Source organism: Brachybacterium sp. AOP24-D1-21 (assembly GCF_052378665.1).
In the GTDB taxonomy this organism is placed as follows: domain Bacteria; phylum Actinomycetota; class Actinomycetes; order Actinomycetales; family Dermabacteraceae; genus Brachybacterium.
The window spans coordinates 2,990,953-3,017,610 of record NZ_JBQSXX010000001.1 but is presented as its reverse complement, the minus strand read 5'-3'; the positions used below and the strand labels follow the sequence as shown (position 1 = coordinate 3,017,610).

23 protein-coding genes are annotated in these 26,658 nt (G+C 69.6%); 4 read left to right on the top strand and 19 right to left on the bottom strand.

Annotated features, from left to right (window positions below; all coding sequences use genetic code 11):
• Window positions 1-21: 21 nt before the first annotated feature.
• The gene (gene hflX / locus ACT3UF_RS13570; RefSeq protein ID WP_441443535.1) at window positions 22-1,596 is read right to left on the bottom strand and encodes a GTPase HflX; all 1,575 of its coding nucleotides are present in this window, start codon (window positions 1,594-1,596) and stop codon (window positions 22-24) included.
• A gap of 157 nt (window positions 1,597-1,753) precedes the next feature.
• Between hflX and ACT3UF_RS13565 the strand changes: the two genes are divergently transcribed.
• The gene (locus ACT3UF_RS13565; protein WP_441443536.1) at window positions 1,754-2,371 is read left to right on the top strand and encodes a class I SAM-dependent methyltransferase; all 618 of its coding nucleotides are present in this window, start codon (window positions 1,754-1,756) and stop codon (window positions 2,369-2,371) included.
• 40 nt (window positions 2,372-2,411) lie between these two features.
• Here the strand turns inward: ACT3UF_RS13565 and dapF are convergent, their stop codons facing one another.
• Both dapF and miaA read right to left on the bottom strand, forming a co-directional pair.
• Window positions 2,412-3,260: a diaminopimelate epimerase gene (dapF, locus tag ACT3UF_RS13560; protein ID WP_441443537.1), complete on the bottom strand. Its 849-nt coding sequence runs from the start codon at window positions 3,258-3,260 to the stop codon at window positions 2,412-2,414.
• Between the two features lie 44 nt (window positions 3,261-3,304).
• Window positions 3,305-4,285 (bottom strand): tRNA (adenosine(37)-N6)-dimethylallyltransferase MiaA, encoded by a 981-nt coding sequence (gene miaA / locus ACT3UF_RS13555; RefSeq protein ID WP_442331805.1) that lies wholly within the window; start codon window positions 4,283-4,285, stop codon window positions 3,305-3,307.
• A 176-nt stretch (window positions 4,286-4,461) separates the two neighbouring features.
• Between miaA and ACT3UF_RS13550 the strand changes: the two genes are divergently transcribed.
• Complete coding sequence (locus ACT3UF_RS13550; protein WP_441443539.1) at window positions 4,462-4,923, top strand: YbjN domain-containing protein; 462 nt, start codon at window positions 4,462-4,464, stop codon at window positions 4,921-4,923.
• Between the two features lie 112 nt (window positions 4,924-5,035).
• Here ACT3UF_RS13550 and miaB read toward each other — a convergent pair whose 3' ends face one another.
• The 12 genes from miaB to ACT3UF_RS13490 form a co-directional block, all read right to left on the bottom strand.
• Window positions 5,036-6,646, bottom strand: a complete 1,611-nt coding sequence (gene miaB / locus ACT3UF_RS13545; RefSeq protein ID WP_444608379.1) for a tRNA (N6-isopentenyl adenosine(37)-C2)-methylthiotransferase MiaB — start codon at window positions 6,644-6,646, stop codon at window positions 5,036-5,038.
• A gap of 189 nt (window positions 6,647-6,835) precedes the next feature.
• On the bottom strand, window positions 6,836-7,534 hold the full coding sequence (locus tag ACT3UF_RS13540) for a regulatory protein RecX (protein WP_444501728.1): 699 nt from the start codon (window positions 7,532-7,534) through the stop codon (window positions 6,836-6,838).
• Window positions 7,535-7,537: 3 nt separating this feature from the next.
• The gene (gene recA / locus ACT3UF_RS13535) at window positions 7,538-8,656 is read right to left on the bottom strand and encodes a recombinase RecA (RefSeq protein WP_441443542.1); all 1,119 of its coding nucleotides are present in this window, start codon (window positions 8,654-8,656) and stop codon (window positions 7,538-7,540) included.
• 257 nt (window positions 8,657-8,913) lie between these two features.
• Window positions 8,914-9,138, bottom strand: coding sequence for a DUF3046 domain-containing protein (locus ACT3UF_RS13530; protein WP_441443543.1), 225 nt, complete (start codon window positions 9,136-9,138; stop codon window positions 8,914-8,916).
• A 1-nt stretch (window position 9,139) separates the two neighbouring features.
• A complete protein-coding gene (locus ACT3UF_RS13525; protein ID WP_441443544.1) occupies window positions 9,140-9,445 on the bottom strand; it encodes a helix-turn-helix domain-containing protein in 306 nt (101 codons plus the stop codon).
• A 180-nt stretch (window positions 9,446-9,625) separates the two neighbouring features.
• Window positions 9,626-10,252: a CinA family protein gene (locus tag ACT3UF_RS13520; protein ID WP_444501727.1), complete on the bottom strand. Its 627-nt coding sequence runs from the start codon at window positions 10,250-10,252 to the stop codon at window positions 9,626-9,628.
• Window positions 10,249-10,839: a CDP-diacylglycerol--glycerol-3-phosphate 3-phosphatidyltransferase gene (gene pgsA, locus ACT3UF_RS13515; protein WP_441443546.1), complete on the bottom strand. Its 591-nt coding sequence runs from the start codon at window positions 10,837-10,839 to the stop codon at window positions 10,249-10,251. The genes ACT3UF_RS13520 and pgsA overlap by 4 nt, the downstream gene beginning before the upstream one ends.
• Before the next feature lie 159 nt (window positions 10,840-10,998).
• Window positions 10,999-13,899: a DNA translocase FtsK 4TM domain-containing protein gene (locus tag ACT3UF_RS13510; protein ID WP_441443547.1), complete on the bottom strand. Its 2,901-nt coding sequence runs from the start codon at window positions 13,897-13,899 to the stop codon at window positions 10,999-11,001.
• 101 nt (window positions 13,900-14,000) lie between these two features.
• Window positions 14,001-15,695 (bottom strand): ribonuclease J, encoded by a 1,695-nt coding sequence (locus tag ACT3UF_RS13505; protein WP_441443548.1) that lies wholly within the window; start codon window positions 15,693-15,695, stop codon window positions 14,001-14,003.
• Between the two features lie 35 nt (window positions 15,696-15,730).
• On the bottom strand, window positions 15,731-16,639 hold the full coding sequence (dapA, locus tag ACT3UF_RS13500; protein WP_441443549.1) for a 4-hydroxy-tetrahydrodipicolinate synthase: 909 nt from the start codon (window positions 16,637-16,639) through the stop codon (window positions 15,731-15,733).
• A gap of 55 nt (window positions 16,640-16,694) precedes the next feature.
• Window positions 16,695-19,472 (bottom strand): asparagine synthase (glutamine-hydrolyzing), encoded by a 2,778-nt coding sequence (gene asnB, locus ACT3UF_RS13495; protein WP_442332495.1) that lies wholly within the window; start codon window positions 19,470-19,472, stop codon window positions 16,695-16,697.
• A 172-nt stretch (window positions 19,473-19,644) separates the two neighbouring features.
• Complete coding sequence (locus tag ACT3UF_RS13490; RefSeq protein ID WP_441443551.1) at window positions 19,645-20,376, bottom strand: HAD-IA family hydrolase; 732 nt, start codon at window positions 20,374-20,376, stop codon at window positions 19,645-19,647.
• 74 nt (window positions 20,377-20,450) lie between these two features.
• Here ACT3UF_RS13490 and ACT3UF_RS13485 point away from each other — a divergent pair, with 74 nt between their 5' ends.
• Together ACT3UF_RS13485 and ACT3UF_RS13480 are read left to right on the top strand one after the other, a co-directional pair.
• Complete coding sequence (locus ACT3UF_RS13485) at window positions 20,451-21,302, top strand: AzlC family ABC transporter permease (protein ID WP_441443552.1); 852 nt, start codon at window positions 20,451-20,453, stop codon at window positions 21,300-21,302.
• Complete coding sequence (locus ACT3UF_RS13480; protein WP_441443553.1) at window positions 21,299-21,613, top strand: AzlD domain-containing protein; 315 nt, start codon at window positions 21,299-21,301, stop codon at window positions 21,611-21,613. Before ACT3UF_RS13485 ends, ACT3UF_RS13480 begins: the two co-directional genes overlap by 4 nt.
• Window positions 21,614-21,722: 109 nt before the next feature.
• Here the strand turns inward: ACT3UF_RS13480 and ACT3UF_RS13475 are convergent, their stop codons facing one another.
• From ACT3UF_RS13475 to ACT3UF_RS13460, 4 genes are all read right to left on the bottom strand, one after another.
• Entirely contained in the window at window positions 21,723-22,151 is a 429-nt protein-coding gene (locus ACT3UF_RS13475; protein ID WP_441443554.1) for a hypothetical protein, read from the bottom strand.
• Window positions 22,152-22,164: 13 nt separating this feature from the next.
• A complete protein-coding gene (gene dapB, locus ACT3UF_RS13470) occupies window positions 22,165-22,950 on the bottom strand; it encodes a 4-hydroxy-tetrahydrodipicolinate reductase (protein WP_441443555.1) in 786 nt (261 codons plus the stop codon).
• A 136-nt stretch (window positions 22,951-23,086) separates the two neighbouring features.
• A complete protein-coding gene (locus tag ACT3UF_RS13465; protein WP_441443556.1) occupies window positions 23,087-24,421 on the bottom strand; it encodes a M16 family metallopeptidase in 1,335 nt (444 codons plus the stop codon).
• A gap of 59 nt (window positions 24,422-24,480) precedes the next feature.
• Entirely contained in the window at window positions 24,481-26,430 is a 1,950-nt protein-coding gene (locus tag ACT3UF_RS13460; protein WP_441443557.1) for a serine/threonine protein kinase, read from the bottom strand.
• Window positions 26,431-26,658 lie beyond the last annotated feature (228 nt).

Here is a 26,658-nt window from a genome sequence, read left to right as displayed (position 1 = left end):
GACAGGCCGCTCTGCTGCGGCTCAGGCCACACCCCGGAGCTCGGCGGCGAGTGCCTCCTCCACGCGGGCATGGAGCCTGGTGCCCTCCATCAGGTGCTCCTCGGCGAGAACCTCGCCGGTGGAGTGGACCCGGGAGATGAGATCTCCGCGGGAATAGGGCACCACCAGGTCGATCTCCACGGCAGGACGGGGCAGGCGCTCAGCGATCAGCTCGCGCAGCTCCTCCATGCCCATCCCGGTGCGGGCAGAGACGACGATGCTCGTGCCGACCTGGCTGCGCAGCCGCGCGATGGTCTCCGGCTCCGCGACATCGGCCTTGTTCAGCACCACGATCTCGGGGACGTCGAAGCCCTCCAGCTCACCGAGCACAGCACGCACCGCGGTGATCTGCCCCTCGGGGTCCGGATGCGAGGCGTCGACCACATGCAGCAGCAGGTCCGAGCCTCCGACCTCCTCGAGGGTGGAGCGGAAGGCCTCGATCAGCTGCGTGGGCAGATGCCGCACGAAGCCGACCGTGTCCGCGTAGGTGAACTCGCGACCGTCCGGGGTGGTCGCTCGCCGCACCGTCGGGTCCAGCGTTGCGAACAGCGCGTTCTCGACCAGCACACCTGCGCCGGTGAGGCGGTTCAGCAGGGAGGACTTGCCTGCATTGGTATAGCCGGCGATGGCGACCGCCGGCACTCGGTGGCGCGCGCGATCCGCTCGCTGGGCAGCCCGTCCCGGCGCCATCGCCTTGATCTCGCGGCGCAGCTTGGCCATGCGGTCGCGGATGCGTCGCCGGTCCAGCTCGATCTTCGTCTCACCCGGACCGCGCGAGCCCATGCCCGCTCCGGCACCGCCCACCTGGCCGCCGGCCTGCCGGGACATCGACTCGCCCCAGCCACGCAGTCGCGGCAGCAGGTACTCGAGTTGCGCCAGCTCGACCTGCGCCTTGCCCTCGCGGGACTTGGCATGCTGGGCGAAGATGTCCAGGATCAGGGCGGTGCGGTCGATGACCTTCACCTTGACGATGTCCTCGAGCGCGCGGCGCTGGCCCGGCCCGAGCTCACCGTCAGCGATCACGGTGTCGGCTCCGTTCGCGGCGACCAGGTCGGCGAGCTCTGCGGCCTTGCCCTTGCCCAGGAAGGTCGCCGGGTCGGGGTGTGCACGGCGCTGCAGGACGCCGTCGAGCACCTCGGAGCCGGCGGTCTCGGCGAGCGCCGCCAGTTCCTGCAGGCTGACCTCCGCGTCCTCAGCGTTGCCCGAGGTGTAGAGGCCAGCGAGGACCACCCGCTCGAGGCGCAGCTGGCGGTACTCGACCTCGGTGACGTCCTCGAGCTCGGTGGACAGGCCCGCGACGCGTCGAAGAGCCTGCCGGTCGGCGAGGTCGTACTGCTCACCGTCGGCGTCAGAGCTGAAGGTGACGGAGGAGACCGAGGCGTCCGCGCGCGAGAGGATCCGCTCGGTGAGGGCGTCACGGGGACGGGACGAGGCCGTCGGGGCGGACTCTGCGGGGCCATCCGCGCTGTTCGAGTGCTCCGCGGCCCCGGTCCTCCCCGTGCTGGTCCCGTCGACGTCGGAGTCGGAGTCGGGTTCGGGATGGAAGGCGATGGGCACGGTCGGGGTACTCCTTGGCGTCGGGGAACTGCAGTGATCCCAGAGTCCCACGTCCGCACCCGCCGGTCGAGTGATTTTGCGCAGGGCGGAGCAGGCGTGAGCGTGGGCCATGACGCTTCTGCTCGGCACTCCTCCTCTGCCTCCGTATCCTGCAGGGGTGGACGAGCACTACTTCACCCCCTCCCCTGCGGCCGCAGATCGCCGCTTCCCCTTGCCGGTGCGCCTGGCGGGTCGTGAGCTGGACCTGGTCTCGAGCACCGCGGTCTTCAGCGGGCACGGCCTGGACAAGGCCACCGCAGTGCTGCTGGGCCGACTCGACGAGGTGACCCAGCCGCCTCCTGCCGCGACGATCCTCGACCTCGGCTGCGGCTGGGGCCCGATCGCTTTGACCGCCGCCATGCGACACCCGGACGCGCAGGTGTGGGCGGTCGACGTCAGCGAGCGAGCGCGTGAGCTGACCATCGAGAACGCACGCCGCGCGGGACTGAGCAATGTGCAGGTGATCTCCCCGGACGAGATTCCAGAGGATCTCGCTGTGGATGCGATCTGGTCGAATCCGCCGATCCGCATCGGCAAGCCGGCGCTGCGAACCCTGCTGCTGGAGTGGACAGGCCGGCTGCGTCCCCAGGGCACGGCGGCGCTCGTGGTCGGCAAGAACCTGGGAGCAGATCCGCTGGCGCGCTGGCTCGGCGAGCAGCTGCCGAACCGGACGGTCGCGAAGGTGGCAAGCGCGAAGGGCTTCCGGATCCTGGAGATCGGCCCGACGAACACCTGAGCCCGGCCGCGCCGTTCTTCCGGAGTGTGGCGCGGACCGGTCAGATCAGCGTGTTCCCGTCGGCCACCAGCTGGGCGGGGCCGGTGAGCGTGATCTCGCCGGTCGCGGTCCAGCCCACCTGCAGGCGCCCGCCGGGGACGTCCACGGTCCAGGGCTCCCGGGAATCATCGCCGGCGCGGTGGGCGGCAGCGACTGCTGCCGCGGCGACTCCGGTCCCGCAGGAACGGGTCTCCCCCACTCCGCGCTCGTGGACCCGCATCGCGATATGCCGTGGACCGCGCGCGCTGACCAGCTCGATGTTGGCGCCGCCGGCCGGTTCGGGGTCGAGGGCAGGTCGGTGGCCGAGGTCGAGCTGCTCGAGCACGACGTCGGCAGGGAGGAAGGCGACCGCGTGCGGGTTTCCCATATCGACGTCGGTCACCTCGAGGCGTCGGCCTGCGATCTCGACGGCGCGGTTCCCGGAGCTGATGCGCGAGGTGCCCATGCCCACCTGGACGCTCCAGGGCGCGCCCGGGGTGGTGGGGCGGTGGAGGATCTCCACCGAACGCACCCCGGCGCGGGTGAGGATCGCGAAGCTGTCCTCGCGGACATGCCCGGCGCGCTGCAGATGCGCGGCCAGCACTCGGACTCCATTGCCGCACATTTCGGCGATCGAGCCGTCGGCGTTGCGGTAGTCCATGAACCACTCGGGGGCATCGGCCGGGATCTCGAGACCGGCGCTGCGGGAGCGGACGGCGCGGATCACGCCGTCGCCACCGATGCCGGCGCGGCGATCGGCGAGCGCGGCGACCGCGGCGGCGTCCAGGTCCAGCGCGCCCTCGGGATCATCCAGCACCACGAAGTCGTTCTCGGTCGCGTGCCCCTTGGTGAAGTCGATGCGCTCGTCCATGCCCCGAGCCTACGACCATGGCCCGTGCCGATGACGCCCCGACCCTACGACTGCGAGCGCTGCGGCGCGATGATGGACGATTCGATCTGCCGCAGCGCATGCTCGACCAGGTCTGCCCCGAGCGCGGCATCGAGCCAATGCACCCGCGGGTCACGACGGAACCAGGTGTCCTGCTTGCGCACCAGACGCCGGGTGCCCGTGATCGTCCCTTCGATCGCGTCGGGGCAGCTCATGGTGCCGGCGAGCACGGCGAGCCCCTGCTCATAGCCGATCGCCCGGCGTGCGGTGAGACCCTGGTCCAGCCCTCGGTCGCGCAGCGCGCGGATCTCCTCCATGAGCCCCTGGTCGACCATCCGCTGCACTCGGGCGGCGATCCGTGCATGCAGCAGCGGACGCTCCAGGCGCAGGCCCAGCTGGATGGTGCCGGGGTCGAGGTAGCGGGGCTGCGGGAGGAACGCGGCGAAGGGACGTCCGGTCAGCTCCCCGACCTCGAGCGCCCTGACGATCCGCCGGGTGTCGTGGTGGCCGATCGTGCGCGCCGCCTCCGGGTCCGTTCCGGCCAGCTCGCGGTGCAGGGCCTCGGGCCCCTCCTGGGCCGCACGCTCCTCGAGACGGGAGCGGACCGCTGGGTCCGTGGGCGGGAACTCGATGTCATCGAGGGCGGCGCGCACGTACAGCCCGGAGCCGCCCACCAGGATCGGCACCCTCCCCCGGTCGCGGATCTCTGCGGCAGCCGCGCGCGCATCGCGCTGGTAGGCGGACACGCTCGCCTCCTGGGTGACCTCCAGGACGTCCAGCAGGTGGTGCCGGACCCCGCGGCGCTCCTGCGCGGTGACCTTCGCCGTGCCGATGTCCATCCCCCGGTACAGCTGCAGCGCGTCGGCGTTGATGACCTCGCCGTCCAACTGCTCTGCGAGCGCGATCGCGAGATCGGACTTGCCGGTGGCGGTGGCGCCGACCACCGCGATCAAGGGGCTGCGGGAGGCCGCTGCAGCGGTCCCGGGCTGAGCGGCGTGGGCATCCATGGGAGGCACCCTATCGGCGCCCTGCATCGATGGTCAGCGGGATCACCACCGCGAGGCGGGACCTTCCCACGAGGAGGGAGTAGGGTGATCCGCGATCCGAGACCTCGGATCGCTCTGATCCCTACGTCGAACGCCTGAGGTTGGAAGTGACTGCACCGAACGAGTCCCCTGTTCACATGGACACGGACTCTGCCGAAGGTCTGGCGCCCCTGTCCCTGTCACGGGTCGAGGACAGCCTCACCCGCTATGGCTACGCCTACGTCGAGGATGATGAGCATCCCGATATCGTGCGTGCCCGGTTCGACGACTACAGATTCCAGTTCATGATCTCCGGGGACGAGCACGGCGTGCTGCAGACCCGAGGCCGGTGGAGCCATTCCGTGGATGTCTCCCGCAAAGTGGAGATGATCAAGCTCTGCAACGAGTGGAACATGAACCGGATCTGGCCCAAGGTCTACGTCCGCCGCGAATCGGAGGGCCTGCTCGGCGTCTACGGCGAGCTCGCCGCGGATTTCCGTGCCGGTGCCCTGGATTCTCAGATCGACAACGCGATCAAGTGCGGGCTGAGCACCGTGATCGCGTTCTTCCACAGCCTTGAGGAGCGTCTCGGCCCCGAGCTCGACGAGCTCGACAGCTGACGCGCCGCCGGTTCACTGCCGGCCATCGTCATCTGGTCACAGTGCTCGATCCGGTCGCGATGCTCGATCTGGTCGCGGTGCTCGCTCTGATCCCTCGCACCGGCCGCAGTGCTCAGGCGCGCCGCAGCCCCGGAATTCCGAGGGTGACCGGGCCATTCGCCGTCGTGCCGCCACCGGTCCCGCAGGAGCCTCCGGCATCGAGCCCCTGCACGCCGGCCTCCCAGGCGTCTCCCGAACGGGTGCGTCGCACGGAGAACCGCTCCGGACCGAGCGCAGCTTGCTCCGCCGTGCCGTCGACCAGCGCGCTGTCCGCGATGAGGTAGAAGGGCGCGGCATGGGTCACGGTCGCCGTGACCAGATCCCCGGGGCGGGGACGCTCCGCGTCCGTGATCCCCTCGGGCAGCGAGAAGTGGACCAGCCGGTGATCGCGGGCCCGGCCTGAGAGCCGCCGGGTCTGTGCATCGCGGCCGCCCTCCCCTTCGGCCACCAGGATCTCGACCGTGCTCCCTCCGAGCTTCTGGTTCTCCTCGTGGGCGAGCCGGTCCTGGAGCGCGGTCAGGCGCTCGAACCGCTCCTGGACGATCTCCTTGGGGATCTGGTCGTCCATGGTCGCCGCAGGGGTGCCGGGGCGGATGGAGTACTGGAAGGTGAAGGCGCTCGAGAAGCGGGAGGCCTCCACGACGTCGAGGGTGCGCTGGAAGTCGTCTTCGGTCTCCCCCGGGAAGCCGACGATGATGTCGGTGGTGATCGCCGCCTCCGGGATACGTTCCCTGACCTTCTCCAGGATGCCGAGGAACTTCTTGCTGCGGTAGGACCGCTTCATCCGGCGCAGCACATCATCGCTGCCGGACTGCAGCGGCATGTGCAGCTGCGGCATCACGTTCGGGGTCTCTGCCATCGCGTCGATCACGTCGTCGGTGAACATCGCCGGGTGCGGGGAGGTGAAGCGCACCCGCTCCAGCCCGTCGATCTCACCGCACGCGCGCAGCAGCTTCGCGAAGGCGCCGCGGTCACCGAACTCGACGCCATAGGAGTTCACGTTCTGCCCCAGCAGGGTGACCTCGATGGCACCGGAGTCGACCACATCGCGCACCTCCGCGAGGATCTCCCCTGGGCGGCGGTCCTTCTCCTTGCCCCGCAGCGAGGGCACGATGCAGAAGGTGCAGGTGTTGTTGCAGCCCACGGAGATCGAGACCCAGGCGGCGTAGGCGGATTCGCGTCGGGTGGGAAGGGTGGAGGGGAACACCTCGAGCGACTCGAGGATCTCCACCTGCGCCTCGGCGTTGTGTCGGGAGCGGTCCAGCAGCACCGGCAGCGAGCCGATGTTGTGGGTGCCGAAGACGACGTCGACCCAAGGCGCCCGCTCGACGATCGTCTGGCGGTCCTTCTGGGCGAGGCAGCCGCCGACGGCGATCTGCATGCCCGGGTTGGCGTCCTTGCCGGGGCGCAGCGCACCGAGGGTGCCGTAGAGCTTCTTGTCCGCGTTCTCGCGGACGGCACAGGTGTTGAACACGATCACATCGACTTCGCCGCGGCGGGCGTCGGCGCTCTCCGGTGCGGCGACGTAGCCGGACTCCTCGAGCATGCCGGTGAGGCGCTCGGAGTCGTGGACGTTCATCTGGCAGCCGAAGGTGCGCACCTGATAGGTGCCTCGCGCGGTCGCAGGACCGTCGAGCGCGGAGGAGTGCAGGTCGAGTGTCGGGGTGTGGGAGCTGAGGGACATAGTGGTGCCAGAGTACGTCTCCCACTCCTCAGTCGGCATCCCCGCGGCACCTCGATGCGGGCAGCGACCTGGAGGTTCGTCGCTGCTGGAGGAAGGTCACAATGCCATGACAGACCCCGACACCGCTGTCGGCTCCTCGGGAGGCGAGGAGGTCGGCGGGCGACGCGGTCCCCCCTCGGGTCGCCAGGCTCAGTCCGCCGGCTCCTGCGCGGCAGCACGGAGCTCTGCGGAGATCACGTGGATCGCGAGGCTGCCCGGGTACCCCTTGCGGGTGAGCAGGGCATCCAGCCGCCGTGAGAGCCGTCGGCGGTGGGCGCCGTCGCGTTCGGTGCGCAGCTGCTCACGGTCCCGATGGCCGATCCTGGACTGCACCAGGTCCCGGCAGCGCTGCTCCTCATCACCGGAGTCCTGGACGGAGGACAGTGCCTCCTCGATAAGCTCGGTCGCGACGCGCTTCTTCTCGAGCTCGCGGCGCAGCGCCTCATCCCCCAGGGCCCGCAATACCCGCCTCTGCTGGACCCACTCGTGGGCGAAAACGGCATCGTCGATCAGGCCGGCCCGGTCGATGCGGGCCATCGCCTCATGGGCGATCGCCCCCGGGACTTCCCGCTGGGTGAGGCGCTCCCGCATTTCGCCAGCTGACCGGCGGCGTGTGGACAGCAGTCGCATCAGGTACCGGCATTCGTGGACCACGGCCCGTTCACGCTCGGCGTGCTCGGGGTCCACGACGGGGCGGGGACGGTCCAGAATCTCCTGGGTGCGTTCGGTCAGCCGGGTACGGGTCCGCGCCTCCCGGGACGGGGCGGGCGGTGAGGACTTCTGGTCAACAGCGGCGGCGCCGGCGACCGGGTGGTCGTCGGCGCCGCCGCGTGCGTGCTGAGGTGCCATCGATCAGATCGTGGCGGGGACATCCTCGTCGAGGAACTCGTCCTCGCCGAGGGGAGCCTCGGTCGCCGGCGCCTCGGGCTCGGCGGCGTACTTGCCCACTCCGAGGGTGCGGAGGATCTTCTCCTCGATCTCCGCGGCCAGGTCCGGATTGTCCTTGAGGAACTGTCGGGAGTTCTCCTTGCCCTGCCCCAGCTGATCCCCCTCATAGGTGAACCAGGCACCGGACTTGCGGACCAGGCCGTGCTCGACGCCGAGGTCGATCAGGCCGCCTTCGCGGGAGATCCCCTCGCCGTAGAGGATGTCGAACTCGGCCTGCTTGAAGGGCGGAGCCATCTTGTTCTTCACGACCTTGACCCGGGTGCGGTTGCCCACGGCGTCGGTGCCGGTCTTGAGAGTCTCGATGCGGCGGATGTCCATACGCACCGAGGCATAGAACTTCAGCGCCTTGCCACCGGTGGTGGTCTCCGGGCTGCCGAAGAACACGCCGATCTTCTCGCGCAGCTGGTTGATGAAGATCGCGGTGGTGCCCGAGGCGGAGAGCGCACCGGTGAGCTTGCGCAGCGCCTGCGACATCAGGCGAGCCTGCAGGCCGACGTGCGAGTCGCCCATCTCGCCTTCGATCTCTGCCTTGGGCACCAGTGCGGCGACCGAGTCGATGACGACGATGTCCAGTGCGCCGGAGCGGATCAGCATGTCGGTGATCTCCAGGGCCTGCTCACCGGTGTCCGGCTGGGAGACCAGCAGTGCGTCGGTGTCGACGCCGAGCTTCTTCGCGTACTCCGGATCCATCGCATGCTCGGCATCGATGAAAGCCGCGATGCCGCCGTTGCGCTGCGCGTTGGCCACGGCGTGGAGGGCGAGCGTGGTCTTGCCGGAGGACTCCGGGCCGTAGATCTCCACGATGCGCCCGCGGGGCAGACCGCCGATACCCAATGCTGCGTCCAGCGCCACCGAGCCGGTGGGGATGACCTCGACCGGCGGGCGGGTGTCGTCGCCCAGGCGCATGATCGAGCCCTTGCCGAACTGCCGATCGATCTGCGCGAGTGCGCTGTCGAGCGAGGAGCTGCGGTCCTTTGCGGACGACTTCGTGACCGGGGGCTTGGATGACTTCGGTGCAGCCATGTGCTTGTTCCTTCCTGAGGGCCGGGAGTACCGACGCGGTGACCAGTGCGGCCACACTAGGCGCCGACCCCGACATTCGACCGCTGTCCGTGACCCCTGTGGATGGAGGGGCGCTGGGGAGGAGAGGTCGGTGTGTGGAGCGGGTGCTGGGAGGACCGTCGAGGAACAGACTACCGAACAGACGTTCGAACGCGAACCAGATCGCGGCGTGTCGTGCGGTGTGTCGTGAACGGATCTGCTCGAGAGCTCGGGCCTGCTCAGCGCCGCCGCTGCGCGAGCGGGATCTCCCACCGCGCGGAGTCGGGGACGTCCATGGCATCGCACAGGGCTGCCCACACCGAACGCACGGGGACCCCGTGCTCGAGAGCCTGCTCGGCGGTCAGTCCGCCGATCTCCTCGAGCACGAGGTCCTGGGTGTATATGCGTGCGAGTGCCGGCCCGAAGACATGGTCGGCCAGCTCGGTGAACTCGCTGCGTCGCACCTCAGCGAGCGCCGACCAGCGGCTTCGTGCCGTCGACCAGACCCTCGGGGACGGTATCGGGGATCGTCACCTGCTCAGCGATCGCGATCCTCTCGGACACCTCGCGCAGCACGAAGGACAACGGGAGACCGAGCGCATCGGTCACGGAGACCAGCAGCTCGCTGGAGGCCTCCTTCTGGCCGCGCTCGATCTCACTGAGATAGCCCAGTGACACACGGGCGTCGGAGGATACCTGCCGAAGCGTGCGGCCCTGGGTACGGCGCGCGTCGCGCAGCACGTCTCCCAGCTCCTGGCGGAACAGAATCATGGACCTGCCTCCTTTCCTCTGACTGTGGGTGAACTGATGGTGCACCTCGGGAATGCGGTACGTCGATGTCATCACAGAAGGCACAACGCCCGCACCCGAGAAACTGTTCCCCAGAGTGTAGTGGGCCACGCCCGATCATTCCCTGGAGGGTGTGCATGGCGGGACGATGGGGAGGAGCGATCAGCGCTGACTGGCTGAGCTGGGCGGCTGCTGCTCCGCGAGCGCCTCGTCCAGCAGCACGAGTGCGGCATCGACGGTCCGGGACCGGATCTGGGCTCTCCCCCCGCTGAGACGGAGTTCACGGGTCACGGTTCTCGCGCCGCGCTGGGCGAGGCCCAGGAACACCGTGCCCTGGGCGACCCCCCTCTCGTCAGGGCCGGGGCCCGCCACCCCGGTGGTGGACACGGCGATATCGGCGCCGTACAGGCTGAGCGCTCCTTCCGCCATCGCGGTCGCGACCTCTGCAGTCACCGCACCGGTGGCGGAGAGCAGGTCAGGGTCGATCCCGAGCACGCGGGTCTTGGCCTCGTAGGAATAGCAGGCCGCTCCCCCGGCGATCGCCGCACTGGCCCCGGGCGCGTCCACCAGGCGGGCCACCAGTCCGCCGGCCGTCAGCGACTCGGCGGTCGCGATCCACCATCCCCGTGCCGAGGCGCGGGCGATGAGGGAGGCCGGATCGACGGGTCGTTCCTCCTTGCTGCCGGACCCGGTCCCGTTCCCGTTCCGGCCAGCGGTTCCAGCGCCGCTCCCGGTGTCTCCCCCTTGGACGGCTGCGTCGTGCGACGACGAGCCCGGCGACGTGCTCATGCGTTCCCGGCCAGGGCCTCACGACGCAGCCGCAGGCCGTCCTTGAGGTTGACGACTCCGGACCAGACGGTCAGCACCACGGCCAGGAGCACCAGCGCGAGGCCGATCCAGCGGGCCGGGGTCCACCACAATTCGAAGGGGATCAGGCAGAAGGTGATGGCGATGGTCTGGACCATCGTCTTGGCCTTGCCGGCCATGTTCGCCGGCAGCGCCCCGTACTTGAGGATCGTGAAGCGCATGATCGTGATGCCGAACTCGCGCACCAGGATCAGGATTGTCATCCACCACGGCACGTACTCCCACACCGAGAGCATGATCAGCGCTGCCCCGGTCATCGCCTTGTCTGCGATCGGGTCCATGATCTTGCCGAAGTCGGTGATCAGGTTCCGGCTGCGCGCGAGATAGCCGTCCGCGAAGTCCGTGATCATCGCGAGCACGAACACTCCGGCGACCAGCAATCTGCCGGGCACCGAGTCTGCGTACAGGATCGCGAGCACCACCAGCAGCGGGACCATCGCACACCTCACCATGGTGAGGATGTTGGCGATGTTCCAGAGCGGGACCTCTTCGGTGCGCGGGGTGGTCATCGGGGCTCCTGGCTGTGGGGCGGGGTCCGCATCGGTGATGCGGGCTGAAGGTGGAGGTGGGCGGTCGAGGCTGAACGATCGCTGGTGAGGTGGGCGGACGGCGGGGTGGGTGGACGGCGGGGCGAGTGAACGGAGTGGCTTGCGGGGTCGCTCGCCGGCTCAGCGGCCGGTGAGGCTCCAGACGTCCTCGCTCTGCTCCTCGTCCCCGTCATCGTGATAGTCGATCGCGGGCTCGGAGCCGTCATCGGCCAGCGGATCGTTCGCGTAGCGATCATCCCCGCCGTGACCCTCGGCGACCGGCTCCGGATCCTCCTGTTCGAGGTCGACGGCCTGATCGGCGGCATAGGGCTCATCCTCGCCATCCGCCGGGACGTCCTCGCCGCGGATGCGGGCGATGGCGGTGCCGAGCTCGTCGGGATGGACCAGCACGTCGCGGGCCTTGGATCCCTCGGAGGGGCCCACGATCTCGCGGGACTCGAGCAGATCCATCAGGCGACCAGCCTTCGCGAAGCCCACCCGGAGCTTGCGCTGCAGCATCGAGGTGGAGCCGAACTGGGTGGTGACCACGAGCTCCGCTGCCTGCAGCAGGACGTCGAGATCGTCGCCGATGTCGTCGTCGATCTGCTTCTTGGCCGCGACGACCTGGACGTCCTCGCGATAGTTGGGCTTCATCTGGGTCTTGACGTGGTCGACGACCTTGTGGATCTCGGACTCGTTGACCCAGGCGCCCTGAACACGCATCGGCTTGGCCTTGCCCATCGGGTGGAACAGGGCGTCGCCCTGACCGATCAGCTTCTCGGCGCCGACGGAGTCGAGGATGACCCGGGAGTCCTGCAGCGACGAGGTCGCGAAGGCGAGACGGCTGGGCACATTGGCTTTGATGATGCCGGTGACGACGTCGACCGAGGGGCGCTGGGTGGCCAGGATCAGGTGGATCCCGGCAGCTCGTGCGAGCTGCGTGATGCGCTGGATCGACGCCTCGACGTCGCGCGGGGCGACCATCATCAGGTCCGCGAGCTCGTCGACCACGACCAGCAGGTAGGGGTACGGGGCGAGGCGGCGCTCGCTGCCGGCGGGCAGCTTCACCTCTCCGGCCCGGACGGCCTTGTTGAAGTCGTCGAGGTGCTTGAACCCGAAGGCGGCGAGGTCGTCGTAGCGGGCGTCCATCTCCTTGACGACCCACTCGAGGGCTTCGGCGGCCTTCTTCGGGTTGGTGATGATCGGAGTGATCAGGTGCGGGATGCCCTCGTAGATGGTGAGTTCGACGCGCTTGGGGTCCACCAGCACCATCCGCACCTCCTCCGGCGTGGAACGCATCAGGATGGAGGTGATCATGGAGTTCACGAAGCTGGACTTGCCGGCTCCGGTGGCACCGGCGACGAGCAGGTGGGGCATCTTGGCGAGGTTCGCGACGACGTAGCCGCCCTCGACGTCCTTGCCCACGCCCATCACCAGCGGGTGCTCGTTGCGGCGCGCCACGGAGCTGCGCAGCACGTCGCCCAGCGCGACCGTCTCGCGGTCGGTGTTGGGGATCTCGATGCCGATGGCCTTCTTGCCGGGGATCGGCGAGAGGATGCGCACGTCGGCGCTGGCCACGGCGTAGGAGATGTTCTTGTCCAGGGCCGTGACCTTCTCGACCTTGGTGCCCGGAGCGAGCTCGACCTCGTAGCGGGTCACCGTGGGACCACGGGAGAAGCCGACCACCTCGGCATTGACGTTGAACTGCTCGAAGACCTCGCCGAGTGCGGCGACCACATGGTCGTTGGCCTCGGAGCGGGTCTTGTGGGGCGGACCCTCCAGCAGGAAGGAGGAGTCCGGCAGCGTGTAGACGATGTCTCCGGCGAGCTCCAGCTGTTCGCCGGCGCGGGGAAGGTCGCCCATCGGTGGCGGGACCAGCTCCGCCTTCTCCTCCTGTGCCGGCTTGGTCGGCACAGCCTTGGTCGGGGTGGTCCTGGCGGCGGCGGACTTCGCGGCCGAAGGCAGCGGCGTCGTGGCATCGGGGCCCGCCGCGCCCTTGCCCGGGAAGGTCTTGGCGCGGTGGTTCTCGTCCTCGACCACGTCGTAGACATCCGCGGCGTCGGCGGGGGCGCTGCGGCGCTGGGCGGTGCGGCGGCTCTTCTTCTTCGCCGTCGCCGCCGTCGCGGCGTCCTCGTCCACGCCCTGTTCGAAGGCCTCGTCGCCGACGTAGCCGAAGTTCTCGTGATCGCGCTCGGCCGCTTCGGCCTTCTCCCGACGGCTGCGACGGCGGGGCCTGCCGGTGGTCTGGGCCTCGGTCGCCTGCTCGTGCATCGCGGGGTCCACCCGGCGGGGGCGCAGCCCGAAGGCGACCCGCTCCGCGTCCTCCTCCTCGCTGCGGCCCACGGCGACGTCGTAGACGTCGCGCAGGCGCGAGGGGATCGACTCGACCGGGGTGGCGGTGAGCACGAGGATCCCGAAGGCGATCAGGAGCGAGTGGATGACGACCACCGCGACCGGCGGGAGGAGCGCCTCGAGCGGGGCGGCGGCCAGGAAGCCCAGCACCCCTCCCCCGCGGGCCAGCGCGTCGATTCCGTCCGCCGGAGCGGGCAGCCGTGCCGAGACCGAGGCGATCGCCGAGATCGCGGTGAGCAGGATCGCGATGCCGATCGCGATGCGGGAGTTGGCGCGCACCTGATCCGGGCGTCGGAACATGCGCAGGGACCAGCCGGCGGCCAGCAGCGGGATCACCATCGAGGAGATCCCGAAGGTGCCGGCCACCGCGGTGTGCACGGCACCGAGCACCGGTCCCGTGGACTGCCACCATTCGACGACGGCGACCAGGATCGCGATGAGCAGGAGGAACAGCGCATAGCCGTCACGTCGCTGCTCAGGGGCGACCTCCCATCGCTGCACGCCGATCGAGCGGATCATTCCGCCGACCATGCGAGCGATCGCCAGATAGCCGGAGCGCACAGCGCGCACCGGCAGAGGGAGCGTCGAGGGGTCGTTCGCCCCGGAGCCGGTGGTGCGCGAGGTGCCGGCAGCAGCGGTCCGAGAGGAGCCTTTCGACGCACGTGCGGGGGAAGACGTACGTGTCGCCATGAGCCCGATGCTACATTCCGCGCCACCCCGCACTCGGGAGGCGGGGCCCCCGGCCTCGTCACACGGGCGGTCTCAGAGCCGGCTCGCCCCGGACGGGAGGGTCAGGACTCGATGACGACGGGGACGATCATCGGTCGTCGCCGCAATCGCCGGGAGACATAGCGTCCCACCACCCGACGCATCACCTGCTGCAGCCGATAGGTGTCCCTGCGCTCGGACTGCTCTGCGATCGCGTTCTCCAGCGCCGCGACGATCTCCGGCCGGATCTCCTCGAAGACGCCGTGGTCCTCGGCCATCCCGCGGATGTGGATCTCCGGCCCGACGATCAGCGCTCCAGTCTCGGCACTGACCACGGCGAACAGAGAGATGAAGCCCTCACCCCCGAGCGTGCGACGGTCTTGGAGGTCGGCCTCGGAGATCTCGCCGACGCTCGAGCCGTCCACATACACATAGCTGTTCGGCACCGCGCCGACCGTGGCGGCGATGCCGTTCTTCAGATCGATGACATGTCCGTCCTGGGCCAGCACGATCCGCTCGCGCGGGACCCCGGTGAACTCGGCGAGCTTCCCGTTCGCGATGAGATGGCGCACCTCGCCATGGATCGGCATCACGTTGCGGGGCCGCACGATGTTGTAGCAGTACAGCAGCTCCCCGGCGCTGGCGTGCCCTGAGGTGTGGACCGTGGCGGAGCCCTTGTGGATCACCTCGGCGCCGAGCGCCATCAGCCCGTTGATCACCCGGAACACGGAGTTCTCGTTGCCCGGGATGAGGGACGAGGCGAGGATGACGACGTCACCCGGGCCCACGCTCACCTGGTGGTCGCCCTTCGCGATGCGTCCCAGCGCCGCCATCGGCTCGCCCTGGCTGCCGGTGCACATCAGCACGACCTGTTCCTCGGGGAGGCTGCCGATCTGTTTCGCGTCGATGATCGTGTCCGGCGGGACGTGGAGGTAGCCGAGCTCGGCGGCGATGCCCATGTTCCGCACCATCGAACGGCCGACGAAGGCGACTCTGCGGCCATGGCGCGCGGCGGCGTCCAGCACCTGCTGAACACGGTGGACGTGGCTGGAGAAGGACGCGACCACGATCTTCTGCCGGGCGCGGGCGAAGATCGCCTCGAGGGTGGGGCCGATCTCCTGCTCCCCGACGGTGAACCCCGGGACCTCCGCATTGGTGGAGTCCGTCATGAAAAGGTCCACGCCGGCCTCGCCGAGCCGGGCGAAGGCGCGCAGATCGGTGATCCTGCCATCGAGCGGCAGCTGGTCCATCTTGAAGTCGCCTGTGTGGAGCACCGTGCCGGCCGGGGTGGCCACGTGCACCGCGAGGGCGTCGGGGATCGAGTGGTTGACCGCTACGAACTCGCAGTCGAAGGGCCCGAAGTCCAGCTGCTGTCCTTCCGCCACCACGGTGGTGACGGGACGGATCCTGTGCTCCTTCAGCTTCGCCTCGAGGAAGGCGAGCGTGAGCCTGCTGCCCACCAGGGGGATGTCGGGCCGCCGCCGCAGCAGGTAGGGCACCGCCCCGATGTGGTCCTCATGGCCGTGGGTCAGGATGATCGCCTCGACGTCGGCCAGGCGATCGGCGATGAGATCGAAGTCGGGGAGGATCAGGTCGACGCCGGGCTGGGAGTCCTCGGGGAAGAGCACTCCGCAGTCGACGATCAGCAGACGCCCGTCGAACTCGAGGACGGTCATATTGCGGCCGACGTCTCCGAGCCCGCCGAGCGGCGTGATCCGCAGAGTGCCGGGCTCGAGCTCCGGCGGCAGGTCGGGACGCTGGGAGAAGGCAGTGGACATCGGCAGCTCCGCGCTGGTCAGAGGGGTGATTCTGCTCAGAGCAGGCCAGCGGCGTCCAGTGCGTCCGAGAGCATGCGCAGCTGGTCGGTGTCGGCCGGGACGTGCGGGCCGCGCATCGCAGCATGCGGCAGCACGCCCTGCAGGTGGAGTGCGGCCTTCGCGGCCACGGCACCGGGCATGTGGTTCATGATCGCTTCGACCACCGGGACCAGCGCGCGGTGCGCGGCGAGCGCGGCGGGCAGATCGTCCCGATCCACGGCCTCGACCATCTCCCGCTCGAGATCGCCGGCGACCTGGCCGACCACGGACACCATCCCGGCAGCGCCGATGGACATCCAGGGCAGGTTCAGCCCGTCCTCGCCGGAGTAGTAGACGAGGTCCGTCTGCGCCATGACCCGGCTCGCCTGCTGCAGATCAGCCTTGGCGTCCTTCACTGCGAGGATCCGCGGGTTCTCGCCGAGGCGCAGCAGGGTTTCGAAGCTCAGCGGGGTGCCGGTGCGGCCCGGGATGTCATAGAGCATCACCGGCAGGTCCGTGGAATCCGCGATCGCGGTGGTGTGCGCGATGATCCCGGCCTGGCTGGGCTTGGAGTAGTACGGGGTGACCACCAGCAGCCCGTCGATCCCGAGCTTGGCGTGCTCCCGCGCGAGGTCGATCGAGTGGGCGGTGTCGTAGGTGCCGACCCCTGCGACCACGGTGACCTCGGGGCCGACGGCATCCCTCACCGCGCGAGCCAGCTCGAGCTTCTCGACGTCAGTGAGGGTGGGCGCCTCCCCGGTGGTGCCGGAGACCACGATCATGTCGTTGCCGTGCCGGGCCACATGGTCGGCCAGCTTCTGCGCGGACTCCAGGTCCACGCCATGGCCGTCCTCGGTGAGCGGGGTGACCATCGCGGTCCCCACCGCGCCGAACGGTCGCGCAGAGCGCGTTTCGGTGCTGGTCATGGTCTCCTCCCGAGAATGTTCTGCTGCCCGGAGCCTAGACCAGGCCCGCGGCTGCTCACTGCTGTGACGCGATGCCGAGATCGACGAGGATCGCCAGCGGGGTGCGCTGACGGCCCTGGCCGAGCGGGTTGTCCGCGAAGGTCGCCTCGAGGTGCTCGTGCGGCGTCGACACGTCGGAGCCCAGGACATTGCGGCCGATGTCGTTGGCATCCATCACCACGGTTCCCACGAAGCTCTCGCGCAGCTCGGCGGGGATGTCCGCGCTGCGGATCGCCGCGGAGATCCGTGCGGAGACCGCATCCGGATCCTTCGGCGGCAGCTTGGCGGAGACGTTCGAGGGGAACGCCGAGTACGGGGTCGGTCCGTCGATCGCCCGCACGTTCGCGCCGACGACCTCGTAGAACAGACCCTTCCGACCGATCACCTTGCCCGCGGCGCCGGCCGCGGAGGCCGCGAGCACCCGGGGCAGTCCGACCTCGCGGATCGCGAGCTCCATCGTGGTGGGGTCGCCCAGGCCGATACCGGCCGGGGTGCGCGTGACGAAGCGGCTGAGCACCTTCGCCGAGCGGCGGGGCTTGACCTCCCAGGTGAACCAGGAGCGGCCCTGCGCGATCGCGATGATCTTCTCGCTGATCACGAAGTACCAGGGCGCTCCGGCGGGCACGGTCCCGGCGGGGAGTCCGGCGGCGAAACGTTCGACGCGCTCACGGGCGAGCTTCTCGATGTCGTCGCCGCGAGCCACCAGCTCGGTCTGCAGAGGCAGTCGACGCCAGCTGCGGCGGTCTGTCGTGGAGACGAGATCGAGCTGCTTGTCCGGGTTGGCGACGTAGTCGCTCTTGGGCGCCTCGGTCTCCTCTGCCTGGTCAGCCTCGCCGGGACCTGCCGTCGGGGCGGGCACGGTCGGGGCGGCCTGGGCACCGGTCTGCGCGGAGCCGCCGAGCGCGAGGGTGGCGCCCTCGGCATCGTCGAAGAAGGTGCGCATCCACAGCTCGACGTTCAGCAGGCGCCAGAACATCAGCGTGCCGTGGTTCTCGGGGTGGGCGATGTAGTCGTCGAACAGCGCCAGCACGCTGGGGGCGTCGAAGTAGGGACGCGAGGCGAAGGATGCCGAGGCGAACACGTCTCGAAGCTCCGGCGCGATCGTGCGGAACCACTCCCCCTCGGGGGTGGTGAAGCCGATCTTGTTGCGGCGCTTGGAGATCATGTCGGGGAGGATCCCGTCCATCGACTCGCGCAGGATCCGCTTGTTCCAGCCATCATGGATGATCGCGGATTCGTCGAGGGAGAACAGGAACTTCAGCAGCTCCTTGTCCACGAAGGGGACGCGACCCTCGATGCTGAAGCGCATCGTGTTCTTGTCCTCGTAGCGCAGCAGCGACGGCAGGGAGGCTTTGAAGGTGTCCTCGAGCAGTCGCTCCTTGAGGTCGTCCTGGATCGAGGTGACCTTCTCGTGGCTGTGCTCGGCGACGAAGCCGGAGTTCAGCAGCGCCTCGATCGGCACGGAGGTGCGGCCGGAGAACTTGGTGCGGGCGAGCTTGCGGAGGATGTCGCGGGAGCCGACGACCTCGCTCGCAAGCTCCTTGAAGCGCTTCTGGCGGCGCAGCTGGCGCAGGTAGACATAGAAGTACGGGTTGTACCCGGCCATCATCTCGTCGGCGCCCTGGCCGTCCAGCAGCACGGTGACGTGCTTGCTGGCCTCGCGCATCACCGCGTACTGCGCGTACGGGCCGGTGGAGATGATCGGCTCCTCCTGGGTGCGCACGAAGTCGTGCAGGTCCTCGAGGAAGGCCGCGGGCTGGGGCAGGATCTTGTGGGCGGTGATCTGCCCGCGGTTCTCCTCCAGCAGCGCGTCGACATAGCGCTCCTCATCGTTCGAGGAGTTCGGGAAGACGGCCGAGAAGGTGTTCTGCCGGGTGCCGACGGCGCTGTAGCGCTCGTCCTCGGGCTGCTCGCGCAGCTGGCGGGCGATCACGGCGGCGACCGCGGAGGAGTCCAGGCCACCGGAGAGCGAGGTGCCCACGGGCACCTCGGACTGCAGGCGCAGGCGCACCGACTCCTGGAAGCGCTCGCGGTACTCGTCCACGACCTGCTGGTCGTACGGGCGGCTGGGACGCGCGGCGATCTCGCGCAGCTCGTCCTTGAGCCGGGTGAAGGAGGAGGTCGCGGTGCCGTCGGCGCTGATCTCCAGCACCTCACCGGCCATCAGCCGGTTCACGCCCGCGAAGAAGGTCTGGGAGTCGTCGTCCTGGACGCGGAACTTCAGGTAGCGGTAGACCGCGCGGTCATCCGGCGCGGCCTCGAACACGCGGGCTGCCAGGAGCGAGCGGATCTCGGAGCCGAAGACGACTCTGGGGGTGCCAGCATCTGTGCCTGTGCCGGTGGCGGGGTCGACCCAGTAGTAGAGGGGCTTGATGCCGAAGTGGTCGCGAGCGACCGTGACGGTGCCGGTGTGCGCGTCATGGATCGCGAAGGCGAACATGCCGTTGAAGCGGTCGTAGGCGGAAGTGCCCCACTCCGCGTGTGCCTCGAGCAGCACCTCGGTGTCGGAGTCGGTCCGGAAGACGTGGCCGAGGCCCTCGAGCTCGGAGCGCAGGTCGAGGTAGTTGTAGGTCTCACCGTTGTAGATGATCGTGTAGCGGCCATCCGCCGTGGTCATCGGCTGAGCGCCGTGCTCACGGTCGATGATGGCCAGTCGGCGATGGGCCAGCCCGGTCTGGTCGTCGACGAAGAGTCCTTCGCCGTCGGGACCGCGATGGGCCAGCGCGCCGCTCATCCGGCGGGCGATGTCCTCGGTGTCAGCACCGAATCCGTAGGTACCGGCGATTCCGCACATGGGACGAGTCCTTTCGAGGGGGACGGCTGCCGCCCGCAGTCAGGGCGCTCGGCACAGAGAGGGAGGGGCATCAGGGACGCACCCGAGGACTCCAGGCGCGCGGACGGACCGGGTTCGGCCGCCCGAGCTTATCAACGGGTCAAGACCCGCCGAGGCAGGCGCGACGTGAAATTCAGCTGCCGCGGCGTGAGAGGACCAGCTCGGCCCCATCGACCCGGAGCTCGAGGTCGTCCAACGACGTGACCAGCGCATCTGCCAGCGGAGCGAGGTCGCTGGCCGGCGTGGTGCTGGTCACCGCGATGGTGCGGGATCCGGCCGCAGCACCGGAGTGCAGGCCTCCGATCGAGTCCTCGATCACGGTGGTGTCGGCGGGATCGATGCCGAGCCGCTCAGCACCCAGCAGGTAAGGCTCGGGATCCGGCTTGCCCTTGCTGACCTGGTCGGCGGTGACGAGACCCGCGGGGACCGGCAGGCCGGTGCGGGCCCAGCGCGCCTCGAACAGCGGCCTGGTGCAGGAGGTGACGATGGTCCAGGTGGCGCGACCGATCTGTGCCGCGGCCTCATCGAGCTCGCGCAGCAGCCTTTCGGTGCCCGGCAGCACGACGATCTCCGCGACATCGGCGATCTCGAGCTCTTCGATCCGGCGGTGAGCGGCGTCCAGCGCCGCCTCATCGAGCTCCGGCAGCAGCTCGCCGAGGACCTGACGGGCTGGCTTGCCATGCTGCTCCGCGCCGAAGGTGAGATCTGTGCCGAGCTCGCGCAGCAGCTGGTTCCAGGAGCGTTCGACCGACGGGCCCGAATCGATGAGGGTCCCATCCATGTCCAGCAGCAGCGCAGAGGTGCGCATCGGCAGTGCCTGCCCTTCCGAAGGGACAGCATGGGAGGGGACAGAAGAAGACGTCATGCCTCCAGAATCTCATACCGATCACGGGACAGGACGGCAGCATCCGCGCAGGTGACCGTAGAGTGTCGAGCATCATGACCACCGCTTCACCGACCTCGATGAGCCCCGGCCCCGCCATCGCCGAGCGTCTGCGCACCATCCGCCGGACCGGGCTGTCGATCGGGGTGGCCACCGGCCTGTACGGCATCTCCTTCGGAGCCCTGGCCACCGCATCCGGATTGGATGTCTGGCAGGCGATGGTGCTCTCGGCGGTGATGTTCACCGGCGGCAGCCAGTTCGCCTTCATCGGGGTGGTGGGCGGTGGGGGCTCGGCGATCGGGGCGGCGCTGGCCGCCGTGCTGCTCGGGATCCGCAACACCCTGTACGGACTGATCCTGGCTCCGTCCCTGCCCCAGGGCGGCTTCCGAGGCCTCGCCCGGGCGCACCTGACGATCGACGAGTCCGCCGCACTGGCGGCAGGCGGCACCACGACCACGGAGAAGCGGGCCGGGTTCTGGGCCGCAGGTGTGTGGGTGTACGTCTTCTGGAATCTGTTCTCGCTGGTGGGTGCACTGGCCGGACAGCATGTCGCGGATCCGGGGGCGTGGGGGCTGGATGCAGCCGCAGCGGGAGCGTTCATCGCGCTGCTGTGGCCGCGCCTGCGCAGTGGCGAGGCGGTCGCAGTCGCCGTGGCCGCGGCCTTCGTGGCGCTGGTGACCACCCCCGCGCTCCCCTCCGGGCTGCCTGTGCTGGCCGCGGCGCTGGTGGCGGTGGTCGCGGGGCTGCTGCCCTCGCGTCGGCGCCTGGTGCACCACGAGATCGAGGTCGACACCGCGCCGGATGCTGAGCCCGCAGAACACACTGAGCCCGCTGAGCCCGCTGAGCCCGCTGAGCCCGCTGAGGAGCCTGCGAGCGACGAGGAACGATCGGAAGGTGGATCACGATGAGCATGCTGTGGATCGCGGTGATCGCCGCCTCGGTGCTCTCGTTCGCACAGAAATGGGTGGGCTATCAGGCTCCCCCGGACGTGCTCGAGCGCCCGCAGGTCTCCCGGATCACGACGCTGCTGCCGATCGCGCTGCTGGGGGCTCTGGTCGCCACGCAGACCGCGACCAGCGGCAGCGACATCGTGCTCGATGCGCGACTGGCGGGCCTCGGCGCGGCGGTGGTGCTGCTGTGCCTGCGAGCACCGTTCCTGGTGGTCGTGGTCGGGGCTGCGGCGGTCGCGGCCGGTCTGCGGGCGCTCGGCTGGGGCTAGACCTCGATCGCTCGAGCCCCGGCCAGCCGCGGTGCTCACGACCCCAGACAGCGTCGTTGCTCAGCGGTCAGCGGTCAGCGATCAGCGATCAGCGATCAGCGATCAGCGATCAGCGATCAGCGATAGTGCTCTGCGGTCGGCGTCGGTGCTCGTCGATGGCGCGACGGGTGGCCATCCGGGCACCCTTGCGGTCCCGCATCGCGTCATAGGCCAGCGCGAGGCGGAACCAGGCGCGCCAGTCCTGCTCGTCACCGTCCTGGAGCGCGGTGCGGGCGGCCTCGAACTCGGCACGCGGGTCGTCGCCGTCGGCCTCCGCCGGCGGCTCGTAGCTCCGGGCCAGGCGCCCGGCGCCCATCCCGAACAGCATCTCCCGCCAGGTCACCCAGATGGTGAGCAGCAGCAGGATGCCGATGCCGAGGGCCAGGCCGTAGCCCACGGCGCTCCCGGCGCGCACGAAGCCCCAGGCGATCCAGCCCAGACCCCAGGCATAGGCCGCGGTGATCAGCACCAGCACGGCGACGAAGATCTTCTCTCTCATCGGCGGGGCCTGCTCAGCCGAGATCCATGTAGCCGTCCAGGCCCACGGTGAGCCCCGGATGTGCGGCGACCTCGCGCACGCCCAGCAGCACCCCGGGCATGAAGCTGACGCGGTCGAAGGAATCGTGACGCAGCACGAACTGCTCTCCCACCCCACCGAACTGCACTACCTCGTGGGCGACCAGGCCGCGCTGGCGCACGGCGTGCACGTGGATCCCATCGATCACCGCGCCGCGTGCGCCGTCCGGATCCTTCTCGGTGGCATCCGGCACCGCGCCCAGGCCGGCGGCGGCGCGGCCCCGGGCGATCGCGGCCGCAGTGTGACGGGCGGTGCCCGATGGGGCGTCGAGCTTGTTCTCGTGATGCATCTCGATGATCTCGGCGCTGTCGTAGTAGCGCGCGGCGACCTCCGCGAAGCGCATGGCGAGCACGGCACCGATCGCGAAGTTCGGGGCGATCAGCACCCCGACCTCGGAGTGCTCGGCGAGCTGGTCCCGCAGCGCAGCGAGCGACTGCTCGGTCCAGCCAGTGGTGCCGACCACCGCGTGGATGCCGTGGTCCACCAGCCAGCGCACGTTCTCCGCGGTGACCGACGGGACGGTCAGGTCGATCGCGACCTCTGCCTTCGCCTCGCTGATCGCTGCGAGGTCATCGCCACGGCCGATGCGCGCCACCAGCTCGAGATCGGAGGCGTCCTCGACGGCCTGACAGGCGGCGGCACCCATCCGGCCGGAGGCTCCCAGCACGGCGACCCGAGTGGGACGCTGCGAGGACGAAGCAGGGGACGGGGAGGCAGTCATGGGGTTCTCTCCTGAGTAAGCGGCGGAACGGGCGGCGAAGGTGGCGACGGGCGACGTAGGACGGAACGGGCGGCGAGGGACGGAACGGTCCGGGCGTTCGAGGACCGGGCTGCGGGGTACGGGGCTGTGCCGGCGCTCAGCTCTCGGGACCGACCTCGACGCGGGTGCTGAAGGAGTCGGAGAACCGGGCGGCGAGGGCACGGACATCCTCCACCCCGACCCGGCCGATCCGCTCGAGCGTCTCGTCGACGCCGGTGTAGCGGCCATGGACCAGCTCAATGGTGCCCAGGCGTCCCATCCTCGAGCTGGTGTCCTCGAGGCCGAGGGCGAAGGACCCGGTGATCTGCCCCTTCGCCCGAGCGAGCTCCTGCTCGTCGATGCCCGCGCTCCCCATCCGGGCCAGCTCCTCCGCGAGCAGCTCGACCACCTGGGTGGTGCGCGAAGGCCGGCAGGCGGCGTACAACCCGAACAGTCCGGCGTCCCGGTACCCGGCGCTGAAGGAGTACACCGAGTACGCGAGTCCGTGACGCTCGCGAACGTTCTGGAACAGGCGGGAGGACATCCCTCCGCCGAGGATCGACATCAGCACCGAGAGCGCATGGCGGTCCTCGCTGAGGGCGGTGAGGCCGTGTCCCCCGAGGTAGATGTGGTTCTGCTCGGTGGGGCGGTGCAGGCGGTGGGGCTGCAGGGCGGAGACATCAGTGAGAATGCCCGGATCGCTCTCGACCGAGTATTCAGGGCGGCTGCGCCACGTCGGCGCCACGCCCTCCTCGAGGTTCCAGCCGCCGCGTCGCAGCCCGGCCTGCAGGAGACCGGCCAGCTCCTCGTGCTCGATGTCGCCGACGGCGGTGACCACCAGGTTGTCCGGCCGGTAGTGCTCACGGAAGTGGGCGCGCACATCCTCGATGCCGAGCGCGGAGACGGTGTCCACGGTCCCGCCGACGGGGCGGCCGAGGGCTGTGTCCGGTCCCAGCACGTCGGCGAGGAACGTCTCGTACCCGACGTCGTTCGGGTCGTCCTCGGCCATCGCGAGCTCCTCGAGAATGACCTCGCGCTCGGTCACGAGCGCATCCTCCTCGAGCGTGCTCGCGGTGATCATGTCGGTGAGGACGTCCACGGCCATCGGCACGTCGGAGGAGCGGACCCGTCCGTAGTAGAGGGTGTGCTCCTTCGCGGTGACCGCGTTGGAGTCTCCGCCCACCTCGTCGAAGGCGGCCGCGATGTCCATCGCGCTGCGCCGACGGGTGCCCTTGAACAGCAGATGCTCGAGCACGTGGGTCGACCCGGCGTGGGCAGGGGTCTCATCACGGGAGCCCACCGGCAGCCACAGACCGATAGTCGCGCTGCGCACGCTCCGATCCGTCTGGGTCAGCAGCCGGACTCCTCCGGGCAGGATGCTGCGCCGCACGCCGGTGGCGGGATCGAGCAGCACATCGGAGGAGGGATCGTCATAAGCGAGGTCAACAGGCATCGATCGATTGTTCCACGCTCGGAGGGGTCGGTGGACCCAGCGGTCCCCCGGCCGCCGCCTCAGCCCTCCTCAGCCTCCTGGCGAGCGGCATCGATGTTCTCCTCGGTGCCGTACAGGGTGGGGGTGGCGAGATACACCGGATGGTCGTCATCCTGCACGGTGTACACGATGTCCAGCCGCAGCTTGTCCTTCACCGGGAGGTCGACCTCAAGGTACTCCTTGAAGGTGACCGAGCCTGACCACACCTTGACCTGGTCGAGGTAGATCTCCACGGTGCGCGAGGCGTCGGGATACTTGTCGGTGTCCGACAGCCCGAGGGTGAACGTGAGCCGGTCGAACTTCCGGCCCAGGTTGTAGGAGCTGCGGTGGACGTCCTCCCAGCTGTTGACCTGGGCTGTGATCGAGTTCGGGTGCACGGGTCCATCCATCGGCACCGGACCGGACTCGGTGGAGACCCCCTCCTCCCCGATGAAGGAGATCTGGGTGAGCGGGATTGAGGACGCCGCGCGCCCCACCTGCAGCGTCACCGAATCTCCGACAGGCTTCCCGGGCTCGGGGGTGGTGGCGATGACGTATCCGTCCTGACCGGGATCCTCGACCTCCACCTCCTCGATGGTGACCTCGACATCCTCCGGAAGGCCCCGCTCGGCCGCCTGGGACGTCTCCCCGATCACATCCGGCATCGTGGGCGCTTCGGTGGTCGGCGAGGCCGATTCCACCGGCTCCTCGGTGTCCTCGTCCTCGGTGGGCAGCTCCTGCGGGGTGCTCTCCGACGCGGCCGACGGCTCCGCCTCGGTGGTGGCCGCGCCTGCTTCCGCTTCTGCGCCGCCGTCGAGCATCCGATAGACGCCGACGCCGCCGATGCCGAGCACCAGCGCCACCAGCACCACGGCGACCAGCGCGGGGAGCACCCAGCGTCGCTTGCGTCGTGGCGGCTGTTCGGCCGCGGCCTGCGGGATGGTCGGCGCGGTGACCGGCGAGCTGTAGCTGGGCGAGCTGTAGCTCGGCGAGCCGTAGCCCGCGGGCCCGTAGCCCGGGGACCCCGGCCCCGGCCCCGGTGAGGCCGCGTAGGCCGCCGGTGCCTGCTGCGCAGAGGGGCCGGACTGCGGGTTCACACGGGTGGCGTCATCGATGACCCCGGTAGGCGGCAGGGCGATCGGGGCTGGGGGCGCACTGACGCGCGGAGCTGCCGGAAGCTGCTCGAGGTGGGGCTGGAGGCTGGTGAGCTCCTCGCTCACCTGCGCCATGGCCGGGCGTCGCGCAGCCTCCTTCAACATCATCCGCATCACCAGGTCCCACAGTGCATCCGGGATCCCCTCGGGGCGGCCCGGCAGCGCCTCCTGGTGCAGGCGGAAGACCTCCATCAGGCTGCCGCGGAACGGGGTGACCCCGCACAGCAGCTCGTAGAGCAGCACGCCGAGGGAGTAGACGTCGGAGCTGGGCTCGAGGTCCCGGGCACGGATCTGCTCCGGCGACATGTAGGCGCCGGTCCCCGCCTGCACGGTGACGGAGTTGTCCTCCCCGTCCTCGCAGATGCGGGCCACCCCGAAGTCGGCGACCTTCGGTGCTGGCGGGCTCTGCATCTCGTCGAGCAGGATGTTCGCGGGCTTGAGATCCCGATGCACGATCCCCTTCGCATGCACCTCTCGCATGCCCTCGGCGATCGCAGCCCCGAGACGAGCCACCTCGGCAGGTCGGAAGGTCCCCAGCTCACGCTTCACGACCGCGAGATCGCGGCCGCGCACGAGATCCATGACGATCGCGAGCGTCTCCCCCTCGACCACCATGTCCCGCACCGCCACGACATGCGGGCTGCGCACCTGGAGCATCACCGAGCGCTCCTGGATGAAGCGGCTGAGGATCTCCGGCTCACCCGCCAGCTGCGCCCGGAGGATCTTGACGGCGACCTCGTCGCCCTCACGGGTCCGGGCCCGGAAGACCTCGCCCATCCCCCCGGATCCCAGGCGCTCACCGAGCGTGTAACGGCTGCCCAGCGGCATATCGGTCATGGAATGGAGTCCTCACACGGGTGGCCCGGCAGTTCGGAAAGTTCGCCGCGGGCCGGCCTGCGCATCGCCGCCGCCATTGGACGACGCCCCCTGAGACATGCACCCGCGAACATCGGCAGTATACCGAGCAACGGGCCGCCGCCTCCCGGTGTCGAAGTGAACTCCACGAGAGCCGGACGCCCTGCCGGAGAGGGAGAAGGAGAGGGAGAGCCTGCCAGGCCGCGCGAC